This window comes from Lachnoanaerobaculum saburreum DSM 3986 (assembly GCF_000185385.1).
GTDB lineage: Bacteria > Bacillota > Clostridia > Lachnospirales > Lachnospiraceae > Lachnoanaerobaculum > Lachnoanaerobaculum saburreum.
Genome location: NZ_GL622296.1, coordinates 205,530 through 220,693 on the forward strand (window position 1 = coordinate 205,530; position 15,164 = coordinate 220,693).

The 15,164-nt window shown below is 34.6% G+C and carries 12 protein-coding genes and 2 pseudogenes; 9 read left to right on the top strand and 5 right to left on the bottom strand.

Annotation, left to right across the window (positions count from 1 at the left end; all coding sequences use genetic code 11):
- Nucleotides 1–205: 205 nt before the first annotated feature.
- The 4 genes from groL to HMPREF0381_RS01060 form a co-directional block, all read right to left on the bottom strand.
- Nucleotides 206–1,825: a chaperonin GroEL gene (gene groL, locus HMPREF0381_RS01045; protein ID WP_008749994.1), complete on the bottom strand. Its 1,620-nt coding sequence runs from the start codon at nucleotides 1,823–1,825 to the stop codon at nucleotides 206–208.
- A gap of 29 nt (nucleotides 1,826–1,854) precedes the next feature.
- A complete protein-coding gene (locus HMPREF0381_RS01050; protein WP_007594995.1) occupies nucleotides 1,855–2,139 on the bottom strand; it encodes a co-chaperone GroES in 285 nt (94 codons plus the stop codon).
- A 146-nt stretch (nucleotides 2,140–2,285) separates the two neighbouring features.
- Nucleotides 2,286–3,656, bottom strand: a complete 1,371-nt coding sequence (locus HMPREF0381_RS01055; RefSeq protein ID WP_008749995.1) for a sodium-dependent transporter — start codon at nucleotides 3,654–3,656, stop codon at nucleotides 2,286–2,288.
- A gap of 137 nt (nucleotides 3,657–3,793) precedes the next feature.
- Complete coding sequence (locus HMPREF0381_RS01060; RefSeq protein ID WP_008749996.1) at nucleotides 3,794–4,135, bottom strand: hypothetical protein; 342 nt, start codon at nucleotides 4,133–4,135, stop codon at nucleotides 3,794–3,796.
- Between the two features lie 170 nt (nucleotides 4,136–4,305).
- Here HMPREF0381_RS01060 and HMPREF0381_RS01065 point away from each other — a divergent pair, with 170 nt between their 5' ends.
- The 9 genes and pseudogenes from HMPREF0381_RS01065 to HMPREF0381_RS15255 all read left to right on the top strand — a co-directional run bounded on the left by HMPREF0381_RS01065 (nucleotide 4,306) and on the right by HMPREF0381_RS15255 (nucleotide 12,983).
- Nucleotides 4,306–5,040, top strand: coding sequence for a MerR family transcriptional regulator (locus tag HMPREF0381_RS01065; RefSeq protein ID WP_008749997.1), 735 nt, complete (start codon nucleotides 4,306–4,308; stop codon nucleotides 5,038–5,040).
- A gap of 250 nt (nucleotides 5,041–5,290) precedes the next feature.
- Nucleotides 5,291–6,601: pseudogene (locus HMPREF0381_RS14430) on the top strand (IS1380 family transposase).
- A 308-nt stretch (nucleotides 6,602–6,909) separates the two neighbouring features.
- A complete protein-coding gene (locus HMPREF0381_RS15650; RefSeq protein WP_008750002.1) occupies nucleotides 6,910–7,077 on the top strand; it encodes a TetR/AcrR family transcriptional regulator in 168 nt (55 codons plus the stop codon).
- A complete protein-coding gene (locus HMPREF0381_RS01090) occupies nucleotides 7,040–7,507 on the top strand; it encodes a hypothetical protein (RefSeq protein WP_008750003.1) in 468 nt (155 codons plus the stop codon). Before HMPREF0381_RS15650 ends, HMPREF0381_RS01090 begins: the two co-directional genes overlap by 38 nt.
- 69 nt (nucleotides 7,508–7,576) lie before the next feature.
- Complete coding sequence (locus tag HMPREF0381_RS01095) at nucleotides 7,577–10,042, top strand: PEP/pyruvate-binding domain-containing protein (RefSeq protein WP_008750004.1); 2,466 nt, start codon at nucleotides 7,577–7,579, stop codon at nucleotides 10,040–10,042.
- A 1-nt stretch (nucleotide 10,043) separates the two neighbouring features.
- Nucleotides 10,044–11,384: an MATE family efflux transporter gene (locus HMPREF0381_RS01100; RefSeq protein ID WP_008750005.1), complete on the top strand. Its 1,341-nt coding sequence runs from the start codon at nucleotides 10,044–10,046 to the stop codon at nucleotides 11,382–11,384.
- A 132-nt stretch (nucleotides 11,385–11,516) separates the two neighbouring features.
- A pseudogene (locus HMPREF0381_RS01105) lies at nucleotides 11,517–11,702 on the top strand (helix-turn-helix domain-containing protein); the annotation flags it as partial.
- Entirely contained in the window at nucleotides 11,699–11,953 is a 255-nt protein-coding gene (locus HMPREF0381_RS15250; RefSeq protein ID WP_008750007.1) for a hypothetical protein, read from the top strand. The pseudogene HMPREF0381_RS01105 and the gene HMPREF0381_RS15250, both read left to right, overlap by 4 nt.
- A 202-nt stretch (nucleotides 11,954–12,155) precedes the next feature.
- Nucleotides 12,156–12,983, top strand: coding sequence for a sensor histidine kinase (locus tag HMPREF0381_RS15255; RefSeq protein ID WP_242824374.1), 828 nt, complete (start codon nucleotides 12,156–12,158; stop codon nucleotides 12,981–12,983).
- A 371-nt stretch (nucleotides 12,984–13,354) separates the two neighbouring features.
- On the opposite strand, the gene HMPREF0381_RS01120 is transcribed toward HMPREF0381_RS15255, so the two are convergent.
- Entirely contained in the window at nucleotides 13,355–14,977 is a 1,623-nt protein-coding gene (locus tag HMPREF0381_RS01120) for a malolactic enzyme (protein ID WP_008750010.1), read from the bottom strand.
- Nucleotides 14,978–15,164 lie beyond the last annotated feature (187 nt).

The following is a 15,164-nucleotide window of genomic DNA, read 5'->3' on the forward strand; positions in this document are numbered from 1 at the left end:
AATTTTATTGTTTTATTGCGAAAAGTTTTTATTCCTCACCGCTGATATTATGCACAATAACAAAAATATACTGTTATTTTTATGCTATATTAATATTTATTATTTTAATTACAGCTTATTGTATAAATTAAAAATTTTAATTTAAAAAAGGCATACCTTGTTTCCAAAGTATGCCTTTTATAATCTTTATTATAAAGTTTTATTATTACATCATTCCCATTCCGCCGCCTGCAGGCATTGCCGGAGCATCTTCCTTAATGCTTGCTACTGCCGACTCTGTTGTAAGAAGTGTAGATGCTACCGAGTTTGCATTCTGAAGTGCCGATCTTGTAACCTTTGCCGGATCCAAGATACCTGACTTAACCATATCTACATACTCTTCTCTGTAAGCATCAAAACCTACACCTACACTTGACTCTCTTACTTTATTTACAACAACGCTTCCTTCAAGACCTGCATTCTCTACTATTCTGTATAGCGGAGCCTCAAGAGCCTTAAGAATAATCTTTGCACCTGTTCTCTCATCACCTTCAAGTGTAGCTACAAGCTTTGAAACTTCCTTGCTTGCATGGATATAAGCAGAACCGCCTCCTGCAATAATACCCTCCTCAACTGCCGCTCTGGTGGCATTAAGTGCATCTTCCATACGAAGTTTAGCTTCCTTCATCTCTGTCTCTGTAGCCGCACCTACTCTGATAACTGCAACACCGCCTGAAAGCTTTGCAAGTCTCTCCTGTAGTTTCTCCTTATCAAAGTCTGATGTGGTCTCAGCCAGCTGACTCTTAATCTGAGCAACTCTCTTCTCTATATCAGCCTTTGCACCCTGTCCGTCAACGATAACTGTGTTCTCTTTTTGAACTTTAACACTCTTTGCACGACCAAGATCTGCCAAGGTGGCATCCTTAAGGTCAAGTCCGATTTCCTCACTGATAACTGTACCGCCTGTAAGTACCGCTATATCCTTAAGCATATCTTTTCTTCTGTCACCATATCCGGGTGCCTTAACAGCCACAACATTAAATGTACCTCTAAGCTTATTTACAATAAGAGTTGTAAGAGCTTCACCTTCCACATCTTCAGCTATAATGAGAAGCTTCTGACCTGACTTAACAAGCTCCTCAAGAAGAGGCAAAATATCCTGAATATTTGAAATCTTTTTATCTGTAATAAGGATATAAGGGTCATCAAGGTTTGCTTCCATCTTCTCCATATCTGTACACATATATGCAGAAACATAACCTCTGTCAAACTGCATACCTTCTACCAAATCAAGCTCAGTCTTCATTGTCTTTGACTCTTCGATAGTGATAACACCCTCATTAGTTACTTTCTCCATAGCATCTGCTACCAGACCGCCAACCTCATCATCACTTGCAGAAATAGCGGCAACTCTTGCAATCTGCTCCTTGCCCTTTATAGGCTCACTCATCTTTGCAATAGCCTCTACAGCAATATCTGTAGCCTTCTTCATTCCTTTACGTAAAACGATAGGGTTTGCTCCTGCCGCAAGGTTTTTCATACCTTCATTAATCATTGCCTGTGCAAGAACTGTAGCTGTTGTTGTACCGTCACCTGCCACATCATTTGTCTTTGTAGCAACTTCCTTTACAAGCTGTGCACCCATATTCTCAAATGCATCTTCAAGCTCTATTTCTTTAGCAATAGTCACACCGTCATTTGTAATAAGCGGTGTACCGAATGACTTATCAAGTACAACATTTCTTCCCTTAGGTCCTAATGTAACCCTTACTGTATCTGCCAGCTTATTTACACCGACTTCCAATGCTTTTCTGGCTTCTACGCCATATTTAATATCCTTAGCCATATTTACCTCCGTCTAATCTATCTAAAATTTTATTCAATCACTGCTAAAATATCATTCTGCTTAACAACGATATACTCTTCCTTGTCAAGCTCTACCTCTGTGCCGGCATACTTTGAATAAATTACCTTATCGCCAACCTTAACCTGCATTTTTATTTCTTTTCCGTCTACAACTCCACCGGGACCGACAGCCACAACCTCCGCCTGTGACGGTTTCTCCTTTGCCTGACCCGGAAGCACTATACCGGATGCAGTTGTCTCTTCGGCAACTAGCTGCTTTAAAACCACTCTATCAAATAAAGGTACTAACTTCATTTTGTATTCCTCCTAATAATTTATAAAATCAACTATGTAGTTTTATACCACTTTTTATTAGCAGTGTCAAGACTTGAGTGCTAATTTTCTAAATAATTTAAAAACAGCCATAACTTTAACAGTTAACGGCTGTTTTAAACTATTTCCTATTTAAAAAATTTATCATATATTCCAAACACAAATATAAATATAACTATAATCGTAAGTATATAGGTAAGATAAAATCTCATCCAATTCTTCATCTTCATACCCTCTCCCTTATCACATTCTTTGAGATAATTATCCCATCCCCAGCCATATCTGCTGACACAAAACAGTAGATATACCAAAGAACCCAGCGGCAATATTATATTACTTACCAAAAAATCTTCAAGGTCAAGTATTGTACCCCCAAAAGGAGTAAGCCATCCAAAACTCCATATATTAAATCCGAATACACATGGAAGTGAAAGTATTATTATTAGGATTAAGTTAAAAAGGCTTACCTTTTTTCTGGTTTTCTTTGTAAGATCCATACCACAGGATACTATGTTCTCAAATACTGCAAGCACTGTAGAGAATGCCGCAAATGACATGAATATAAAAAAGAAGCTACCCCAAAGTCTTCCAAGAGGCATTTTATTAAAGATATTCGGCAATGTTATAAATATAAGAGCCGGACCCGATGTCTGATCTACACCATATGTAAATGTTGCCGGAAAGATAATAAGTCCTGATACTATAGCTACAAATGTATCAAGTATAACTATTGTAACAGATTCTCCAAGCATACTCCTGTCATTACTTATATAGCTTCCAAATATCAGCATTGCTCCTATTCCAAGGCTAAGCGTGAAAAATGCCTGATTCATCGCACCTGTGATTACATTTCCGACACCGGTTTCTTTGATTCTGCCTATATTCGGTACCAGATAATACTTAAGCCCTTCTGCGGCACCCTTTAAAAAGAATGAGTTTACAGCAAGTATAATCATTACTACAAGAAGTATAACCATCACTATCTTTGTGATATTCTCCAAACCTGCTTCAAGTCCTCTTGATACTATGAACATTCCTAATGCTACTACTACCACCATCCAAAATATCATTATACCCGGCTGTTTAAGCATAGTGTTGAATGCATTTAACACTCCGTCAGAATCAAGTCCTTCAAATCTGCCTGTTACTGTCAGGTAGAAATAATGCAGCATCCATCCTGTCACTGTAGTATAAAACATCATCAAAAGATAATTACCTATAAGTGCCACTATTCCATGTATATGCCACTTAGTACCTGCCGGCTCAAGTTTTTGATATGCCAACACAGGACTCTTTCTTGCCGCTCTTCCTATTGAAAACTCCATTGTCATTATGGGTAGTCCAAGCATTACCAAAAATATCAGATACAGCAGTACAAATGCACCGCCACCGCCTTTTCCTGTCATATACGGAAACTTCCATACATTACCGATACCTATCGCACATCCGGCTGAAATGAGTATAAACCCAAGCCTGGACTTTAACCTTTCTCTTTCCAAAATATCCTCCTACTATTTACATTCTTTATAAATAACTTGAAAACAAGCCTTTAATTAGATGAAATCCGTAGGATTATAGCATAATTTATAAAATAATTCTATCTTATACATTAATATACCTGCTGATTTAATGTATTTCATATTTTTAATGTATTCCATATTGATGATAATAATATCAATATAAATAAATATATCGGAGTAAAGGATAATACAAACCAAAATATTCCATAGCTTAATTTTCTTCTATTCATTGCTTTAAATCTTACTATATTGAATAAATAAAACGGCACTATAGCCATCATATAACTAAAAATTATATAAATCATATGACTACCATTATCTATAGGCAATCTCTCAAATGGAAACCATGCAAATATTGCAATAAAAAACATATACGCAAAAATTATGTTGGCAATTATACTTACCGGAACAGACATAATTATTTTATATATAATAAAATCAAATATACTACTCTTCATCCAAACTGCCTCCTGTACAAAAAATTTCTTCTTATTATTTTACCGCAAAAAGGGTTTTTTGGCTTAACATTTTAATACACATTTCAGATCTTATAAATAATCTTTAATTCAAAGTATTGACTCTGACATTACGTCATAGTTTATACTTATCCTTGTTAGGAGGTTCTCAAATGTTTTTAATTAAAAAGGTTAGTGAAATAAGCGGTGTATCGGTGCGCACTTTACACCATTATGATGAAATAGGTTTACTTTCACCTAAAAAGCATGAAAACGGGTACAGATATTATTCCGAAGATGATATGTCTTTTTTGCAAATGATATTGTTTTATAAATATCTGGGATTTCCTTTAAAACAGATAAAAGAGTTATTAAAACAGGAAGATTCGGAAATACTCCATCATCTAAAGAAACAGCTCGCTTTGATGCAAAAAGAAAAGCAAAAACTCTTAACACTTATTGATACATTGGAAAAGACTATTGAGTCAAGAGAAAGGAGAATTACTATGTCAACAAAAGAAAAATTCAAGGGTTTTACATATCAGGACAATGAAAAATATAAACAGAAAGCAATAGATATGTATGGAGAGAAAGTTATTGAGGAATCCGTTAAAAAGCAAAAGGGAAGAGAACAGGAAATTGCCGACGGTTTTAATAATATCTTTTTTGCCATATCCGATAATATGTCAAAGGGACTTAAGGCTACATCAAAAGAAAATACCGAACTGGCTAAAAAGCTTCATAAACATATTTGTGAATACTCTTTTGACTGTAGTGCGGATGTGTTTTCAAGCATAGGCTATGGATATGTTAAAAATCCGGAATTTAAAGATAATATGGACAAATTCGGAGAAGGTATGGCACAGTATCTGTGTGATGCAATTCAACAGTATGTAAAAGAGATTTAATTGATAATTTTTTAATATATTTTCACCTCTAAGTATTATTTTATTGGACTTAGAGGTGAGAATCAAGCATTTTTATATACTTAATCCTAGATTATTCACGGTAACACCATGAAAGTGGCTGAAAGCCACATTATTACTATGTTATTACTAAATATTACCATTCACTTATCAAGTGAATAAAAAAAGAGCGTCCATTTGTGGTAAAATTAAGGTGCTTTAAACTTAACAAAATTACACAAAGGAGCCCTCTATGAGTATAGTAAACACCTTATCACTTGAAAGCAATATAAAAATTAAAATCAATTTCGACGGAGGCGATTTATCCTCTGATGCCGGCTTACTTCTTATAAAAGAATTCGTAAGTAAACTTGGCATTGATAAACTTTTCGGTCAATCATTTAAAACCAATGATTCTGCATTATTTTGTTATCATACTGATAAATAAAACCTTCTTCAGATGATATATATGATCATTGCAGGCTATTTTGAAAATGACACTTCAGATGAACTTACAAATGATCCTGCGTTTAAAGCAGTGCTTAATAAAGATACTTTAATCACAACCGACCATTTCAAGATTTCATAATCGAATGGATGAGGATTCTTTAAATCAGTTCCTTTCAATAAATCAAATCCTTCGAAAGAAAGTTTATAGCATTCAGATGCCTGAAGCTATCATTTTAGATTTGGACTCAACACTTCTTAATGCCTATGGCAAACAGGAAGGTAGAGCATTTAACTTCCACTATCAAAGTAAGGGTTACCATCTGCTTGTTTGCTATGATGGAATTACCGGAGATTTGATTAAAATTCAACTTCGCGATGGAACTCAGTATTCAAGTACAGGGGTTGTGGACTTTCTTCAGCCTATACTTGAAGATTTTCCGGAAGTTAAACTTCTTCTTCGTGGTGATAGCGGTTTTGCAACACTAAGTTTTATAAACAGTGTGAAGAAAACGATACAGACTATGTAATTCGGTTGAAAGAAAATGCTGTACTTCGTGCTAAGGCATCTTACCTTGTATATGAACTTGATGAAATTACAAAAAACAACAAAGTAGATTATGCTGTAGTTTATGGTGAATTCATGTATCAGGCAGGTCCTTGGCCTTGTGAAAGACGTGTTGTCTGTAAAGTTGAAAAGCCTGAAAACCAAATGACTTACATGTATACATTCATTGTTACAAACATGGAGTCATCCCCTGAATATCTTATCAAGTTCTATTGCAAAAGAGGCTTAATGGAAAACTTCATAAAGGAAAGTAAAACAGGTTTTGACTTTGCTTCTGTCAGCGGTCATACAAGGATTGTAAATACCAACAGGCTCCAAATACATGCACTTGCTTATAACATATTTAATTGGTTTAGACGACCCTCATTATCTACAAATATGAGAAAACAACGTATTGATACTGTCCGTCTAAAACTGCTAAAGATTGCTGCAAAAGTAATTCGTTCAACAAAGTATATAACATTCAAGCTGTGTAGCAGTTGCCCATATAAGGATGAGTTCTATGAGACCCTATCCAATATCGGCAAGCTATGTATACAGCTTGAATAACAACTAATAATGAACCTTGGCAGCTTGATAACTACTTATAAACCTTACCTAGGGGAAGTCTGCCCATTTTTAGGTGTATTAAGTCAATTACAGCGTCATGGGTTAAGTTTAAATATTTATAGCACGGTACTTAATTTAATTATTGTACCGTGAATAATTCAGGTTTAATTATTTTTGAATCTGATAATATTATAAAAAAATCTATGAATAATATAAATTATATTCATTGATATTCATCTTTATTAGGAGTATAATATCTATGAATAAGTATAAATATATTCATAGAATGCCAAATTTTAAGGAAATGTATGGGAAAAGCATTTAGTGAGGAAGAAAAGGAAAAAATAAAAGAAAATATTATGAATACTGCCATTGAGCTGTTTCATAATAATGGATTGAAGTCTTTAAGTATTTCGGAATTGACAAAAAGAGTCGGTATTGCACAGGGAAGCTTTTATAATTTTTTGGAAGGATAAGGATTCACTTATCATTGACCTGGCGGCATATAGATCCGGTCAGAAATTAAAAGCTCTTGAAGAAAAATTTTCAAACTCAATTAAAGATCCTGCAGGATTTTTAACTGAGGTCATATACAAATATTCTTTGGATTTGATGCAAAAGATAAAAACGCAGCCGGTATATGAAGAGGCATTTAAAATACTTAAGACAAAGAAATCTGATGAGATGAATCAAATAGAAAAACTGTATGGGGAGTTTTTAAAAAAGCTTGTAATTTACTGGAAGGAAAACTCTGCAGTAAAGACTGCCGATGAATGTGGTCTTGCAAATGCCTTTATAGGCAGCTTCCTACTCTGTACAGATTACTATCTTTTTGATGAGAAATATTTTGAAGATATACTAAAAACTTATATATCCGCAATAGCAACCAAGTATATAAAGGTTTGATATTTTAAGTTTCTAAATCTTTACAGGCTTTTTGCATACAACAATTTTTAATGAAACAAGGGGGAGATTATGGTACTTGATTTTATTGATATAAAAAAAGAAGATGTATCACTTGCCGGAGGAAAGGGAGCAAATCTTGGAGAGCTTATCTCTGCCAATATAAATGTTCCAAAGGGCTTTGTAATTGCCGCAGATTCCTATAAAGCTTTCCTAAGAGAAAACGGCATAGAAGAAATTATTAGAAATAAGCTAAAAGAAGTATCGGGTGATGAAAGGCAAATTTTAAAAGCCGCAGACTGCTTTCGTGAGCTGATAATGTCAGGTGATTTTTCCACTGAGACAAAAAAACTTATAGAAGATAAATATAAGAGTCTTGGTGAAAATATAAGAGTTGCCGTTCGCTCATCCGCCACTGCAGAAGATCTGTCTGATGCCAGTTTTGCCGGGCAGCAGGAAACTTATTTAAATGTAGTGGGCATAGATAATGTTCTATTACAGATTCGCAACTGCTATGCCTCTCTATGGGGTACCAGAGCGGTAAGTTACAGATTTCATCAGGGCTATGATCAAACTTCTTTAGCCATTGCGGTAGTGGTACAAAAAATGGTGGAGAGCGAAAAGGCCGGAGTTTTATTTACTGTAAATCCACTAAGCCAAAACGCAAATGAAATGCAAATAAATGCAAGCTATGGTTTGGGAGAAAGCATTGTAAGCGGCAGGATAACTCCGGACAGCTATATTGTCGACAAAAGCAGCAGCCTTCTTGAAACAACTATAGGCTCTAAGGAAACTAAGATAATATATGGAAATAAGGATACTGTAGAAATAGCTGTAAATGAAGAGGAACGAAAAAAGAGAGTTTTAGATGATAATGAAATATCTAAGCTTGTAAACTGCGGACTAAAAATAGAAAAACATTATGGTATGCCTATGGATATTGAGTGGGCTATCAAAGACAGTATTATCTATATTTTACAGGCAAGGGCTATAACCACATTAAAAAAAGATACCGGTAAGGATGCCATTATAAAAAATTACATAAAAGGCACAAAGCCGACTAAGAGTATGCGTAAAAACCTGGCATTTCAACTTGAAAAAATGCCCTTTGCCTACAGAGTTTTGGATTATGATTTTATTATGGCAATCAATGATCAAAAATCAAAAATATTTGCTGAAGCAGGCATAGTCTTTGATTCTGATCCTCAGATTGATAATGACGGCATACAGACTCTTCCAAAGGGCAAAAAGGGAATTAATAAAAATATTTTCCATTTCTTTAAGATACTGAAACAAATCAAAGCCTTTGATTCTTGTGCTGCTATATGTGAGAAATTTATGTGCAAATATAAAGAAGAGATTTCAATGCTTAAAGCCAAAGACTTTGAAAATATGAGTCTTCACGAATGTAGAGATTTTTTAGAGTACAGCTATAAACTTACCAAAGATCTTTCCTATGACAGATTCAAATATGCCCTCTTTCCGACAATGCTAGTATTTGATAAATACACTAAATTACTTCAAAGGATAAACCCAAAATATACCGCCTTTGACCTTTATAAAAATCTGGATAATAAAACCACAACTGTAAACACTGATATATCTGATATGGCAGAGAAAATATCAAAACACAGCAAATTAAAAGAAGCTATACTTTCCGGTGATAGCTATAAAAACTTATATACTAAGTTTGATGATTTCAAAACAATGGCGGATAGATTTTTGCAAAGCAACGGCTTTAAATCAGACTATAACTGTTACTGTCTGGAAGCAAAGACATTTATTGAAGATCCTGACAGACTTATAAATATTTTAAAACCGATACTGCTTTCATCTTCTAATCAAAACAAAAATTCAGAGAACTTTGACGATTTAATGAAGGAATTAGAAGTTGTTTGTGGCGGAAAATACAAGTCTATAAAAGCTGATATACAAAACTTCAGATATTTCCATATAGTTCGTGAAGAAAGCCAGTATTTATGGGAGAGTTTGTTTTACTATGTAAGAAAATGTGTACTAAGAGCAAACATAATCCTTATTGAAAATGAAGACTATAAAAGCGGCATAGCAAATCTTTTCTTTAATGAACTTATAGAAGTAATGAATAGAGGGTATCTTGATAAATCCGACCTTAAGAATATCAAAAACAGAAACGAAAAATTTCCACTCTCAATAAAGGTATGGGAAGCATCAAAGCTTCTTGTATTTGAAGCAGAGGGCGATATTTTAAAGGGTGTAAGCGGAAATTTTGGCAAGGCAGTAGGAAGGGCCTGTATTATTCACAGTCCGAATGAATTTTATAAAATGAAAAAAGGTGATATCTTGGTATGTCATCTGACAGATCCTGAATGGACTCCACTTTTTAAACTGGCAAGTGCGGTGGTGGCTGATACCGGAGCGGCACTAAGTCATGCTGCGATAGTTGCAAGAGAATATGGTATTCCGGCAGTACTTGGAGTAGGATTTGCAACAACAAAATATAAAGATGGTGATATGATCCAAGTAGACGGTGATAAAGGAACAGTAAGAGGTTTATGATATGGATAAAGAAATGAAAAGAAAGGCAATTTTAAATGATGCTCTTCTACCACTACTTATAAAGACTTCCATACCCACTATTATAGGAATGCTGGTAATGGTCATTTACAATCTTACCGATACCTTCTTTGTAGGTATATTAAACAATAAGTCTATGACTGCCGCAATCGGTATAGTATTCAGCTTTATGAGTTTTATACAGGCACTGGGGTTTTGGTTTGGCTATGGAAGCGGCAATATAATGTCAAAAAAAATTGGTGAGCAAAATGATAAGGAAGCTAAAAATATGGCTTTCATAGGGATATTCTTTGCAGTATCAACCGGATTAATTATCGCCTTTTTATCACTGATTTTTATTATTCCGCTCTCAAAGTTTTTAGGTGGCAATGCTTCAGATGATTTGCTTAAATTTACTGTAAAATATTTGCAAATAATTACTCTAAGTATACCCTTCGATATTTATTCACTTACGATTTATAATCAACTGAGACTATGTGGAAATGTGAAAGAAGGGATGACCGGACTGCTTTTTGGAATGATCACAAATATGATACTTGATCCTGTAATGATGTTTACTTTAAAACTTGGCTTCATCGGAGCCGGCTATGCTACTCTTACAGGGCAGATAGTAGGCTCTTTTGTACTGACATATTTCTCTTTAAAATCTGGAAATATATCTTTTAATTTAAATTTTAATAAAGAGAGAATATATCATATTCTGGCCGGAGGTATGCCGAACTTTTTAAGGCAGTCCATTACAAGTATTGCTCTGATTTTACTGAATATCACTGCTGCAAAATATGGTGATTCCCTTTTGGCGGCTTTGACAGTAAGCTCAAGAATATCCGCACTCGCCTATATGATAATGATAGGCTGGTCCCAGGGATTTCAACCAATTTGTGCAATGAATTACGGAGCAAAGAAATATACCAGAGTACAAGAGGCTTTTAAGCTTACTGCCATTATAGGCAGCATATTTTTGGTTTTTTCTGCTATACTTTTATATGTCTTTTCAGCTGAGCTTGTTAAGACGATGACCTCCGATATTGAGGTTATATCTATAAGTGTGTGGATTTTACGTATGCAATGTATAACTATGCCTTTTGTAGGCCTCTTTGCTGTAAGCAGTATGCTTTTACAAAATATAGGAAAATACCTTATGGCTTCCATACTCTCCGTTTCACGCCAGGGAATCTTTTTTATACCTTTACTTTATATTTTATCCTGCCTATTCTCTCAATATGGAATATATCTGTTGCAACCTTTTTCAGATATACTCTCCTTTGCTTTGTCTGTTTTTATGGTAAGAAGTGTTTGGAAATCTTTTATTAAAATAATTTGATATATACAAGTCTGTGATATAAATTAAACACTTAAAAACTATATTTATGTTACAATACAAATATAGTTTTTTAAGTTACGGCATATGAGGTTTTATATATGGATAAAATCAAGAAGGAATATGAATGAATATTTTAGTAATATTTCAAAGACTCTGTTCCTTGAAAAAATCTGGAGCTATGACAGTGATGCCACTGAAAATAATGTGGAGGTATATATCGGATTTTTAAGAAAAAAGCTTAAGACATTGTCATCAGATATATCAATCGTGGCCAGCAGAGGGCTTGGATATCATTTGGAAATAAGAGGTGATGAATGATTGAGAAATTACAAAAAAAACTTACATTACTTTTATCTTATGTAAGTATTTTTTTACTTGTTTTCATGCTTATATTCCCTTTTCTTTTTAACAGAAACGGCATTTACAGCGATATGAGGTCCACTCTTGCCTCCGCTATAAATACTCCCATGTATCAGGATTCCGTATCCGGATCCTATGCTGTTTTTCAAATGATGTTTGACTCTGACGGAAATATCATAGATACAAATAGAGCTGATTTTTTTTCTTGATAGCAAAATAAAACAGGATCTAATATCAGATACATTAAACAAAGTAAATAGAAATTCAAGCAAATTTTATTCATCAATAAATGGTGGAAAGCTTCAATATATCTGCGAAGTCAAAGCTCCACCGGATCGCTTTGATGATGAAGAACGGAATAAATCAAAGCCGTACAACCTTACCGGACCACCCACTTTGTATCGTGTTGCAGTGACGGATTTCAGTACGGAAATAAAAAACTTAAACAATCTTTTAGTTTTGCTTGTACTGCTGTTCTTTGTGCTCTCTACTGTGATTATACTTTTTTCAAAATACTTTGTTAAAAAGAGTATAAGACCGGTAAGTGATGCTATTACTTCGCAGCGTCAATTTATCTCCGATGCATCACATGAGCTGAAAACTCCTCTCACCGTTATAATAAATAATGTTGGAAATATTCAAAAGGCAATATCAAAGAATTTTATTCAAACAGAAAATATGGAATTGCTGAAGAAAAATATCAACGGTATTGATGAGATGAGTGAAAGGATGAAACATTTGACACAGGATTTGCTTGACTTAAGCCGCCTTGAAAACTGGCATGATAGAAAAGAACAAATGGTAAAAATAGTTTTATCAGATATTGCAACCAAAGAATGTCTGTATTTTGAACCCGTATTTTTTGAGAATAACAAGGAACTTGATTACAATATAGAGGATAATATTTCTGTTTTGGGAGATGCAAATAAAATAAAAGATCTTATCTCGATACTTTTAGAAAATGCTATGAAATACTCACTTTCACACACTACACTTACTTTAAATAAGAGAAAAAAGGATATTGTTTTATCTGTTGAAAATGACGTGGAAAAAGAACTTTCAAAAGAGGATACCGTCAATATATTCAAGCGCTTCTACAGACTTGATGAATCTCACTCAAGTAGCGGCTATGGACTTGGGCTTCCTATCGCAAAGGAAATAGTGCTTATGCATAAGGGAGAAATTAAGGTATTAAGCAAAAATAAAAAAGTATGCTTTGATATATATTTTCATATATAGTTTTAATTTCATATAATACTTACAAAATCTGTAAATAATAATAATTTAGGAGGATATAAAAGTATATTATATCCTCCCGTTTATTTTAAAAATTAAATATTATTCTCTCTTCTACACTTATATTTGCCCTTTTGGAAGCTTCAATTGTAGTTAATATACCATCATTTACCGGTGAAACAAGAGTGCTTATAATTCCTTTAATGCTTCTGTCATATCTTCTCCCTTACTATGAGCTGCTTTCACAATCTTTTTACACTCAAAACTATCATCAAACCATCCTCGTACCTGCAAGAAATAGCCCGGAATTATAAGAACTATAATAGGAATAATACTTTCAATTGAAGTTAAAAAAACATATTCTATACTACTTCCTAGTACTTTGGATACCACTTAAGTTCACTGACAGCTTTCTTCATATCGGTTTCTTGACTTTGTGCCAATCCCTGCTCTTGAGCTTTTTTAGCAACCGCTTCCGCTACTTTACTTGAAACTTCTGCCACATAAGCAAATGGCGGCAAGACAGGTGCACCCGGTTTACCTGAATCAACTATACCACTCAATGAATGTGCAGCTGCACCAATCATTTCATCTGTCAAGAGCTTAGCTTCTGAAGCAAGCATTCCAAGTCCCAGACCGGGATAGATGAGAGCATTATTAGCCTGACCAATCTGATAAGATACCCCTTTATAATCCACATTGTCGGAAGGTATTCCTGTCGCTACAAAAGCCTTTCCATCAGACCACTCAATCAAGTCTTTAGCACTTGCTTCTGCCAGCTCAGTTGGATTACTCAGCGGGAAAATAATTGGACGCTCAGTGTTTTGACACATAGCCTCAACAACCTCTTTTGTAAAGGTATTAGGCTGTGTTGATGTTCCTACCAAGATTGTCGGTTTAACCGTCTTTACAACTTCAAGCAAGTCTGTTAGCTTGTCAGCATTAGCAAAGTCAGAACGCTTCTTTGCAAATGGACGTTGCTCAGGTGTCAAATCATCCATATCATCAAAAAGAAGACCTTGTTTATCTACCATAAAGAAACGTTTGTAAGCCTCTTCTTCTGAGAGTCCTTCTGTAATCATTTCACTGAGAACACGTGATGCAATTCCTGCACCTGCTGTTCCACCGCCAAAGCAAAGATAGATTTGGTCTGTTAATTTTTCACCACTAATATCTAATGATCCGTAAATACCACCCAGTGTGACAATACCTGTTCCTTGGATATCATCATTGAAAGTAGGAATTTTATCCTTGTACTTGTTGAGAATATTGGCAGCATTTAGACGACCGAAATCTTCCCAGTGTAAGTATAGCTTAGGGAAAAGTCGTTCAGCTGTTTGTACAAACTGATCAATAAAATCATAATAACGGTCTCCACGTACACGCTCATGGCGGTTCCCAAGATAGTTAGGATTTTCCAGCAATTCTTTACGGTTAGTTCCGGCATCAATGACCAAAGGTAAAACAGTTGCAGGGTCAATACCGGCCGCTCCTGTGTAAACCATAAGCTTTCCAACTGAAATATCCACACCATTGGTTCCCCAGTCACCAATACCTAAAATTGCTTCCGCATCTGTCACAACAATAAGTCTAATATTACGGTCTCCGGCCGCATTCTTAAGGGTAGCTTCTATATTTTCAGGGTGGTTAATATCTAAATAGCCTGCATATTGCGTATCAACAAACAAATCACTGTAATTTTCAATCGTAGTTGCAACCGTTGGATCATAAACAATCGGATTGAATTCGGCAATATGTTGGCTAAAAAGATAGTAAAACAAGGTGCGATTAGTATTGAAAATTTCCATCAAGAACAAACGTTTTTCCAGGTTTGTTGCTTTTTTAGAAAAATGAGCATAGGTTTGTGCCGCTTGCTCCTCCAAAGTTTGCACATAAGGTGGCAAAACTCCAACTAAGCCAAGTTCTTTACGCTCTTCAAGTGTAAAGGCAGTTCCCTTATTTAAAAAGGGATTATTCAAAATATCATGTGCATTCATAATGCAACCTCCTTTAATTTTGTGTGCTCATTATAACACAATTGTATATAGAATATAATATCTTGTATCAGATAAAATTTTATGCCTTTTTTATAAAATCATTATTAATTCCATCTGTAACATAGGAGTTAAGCTTCCATATTAAGATATTATATAATTTCTTTAACAATTCAATCGTAATATCTAC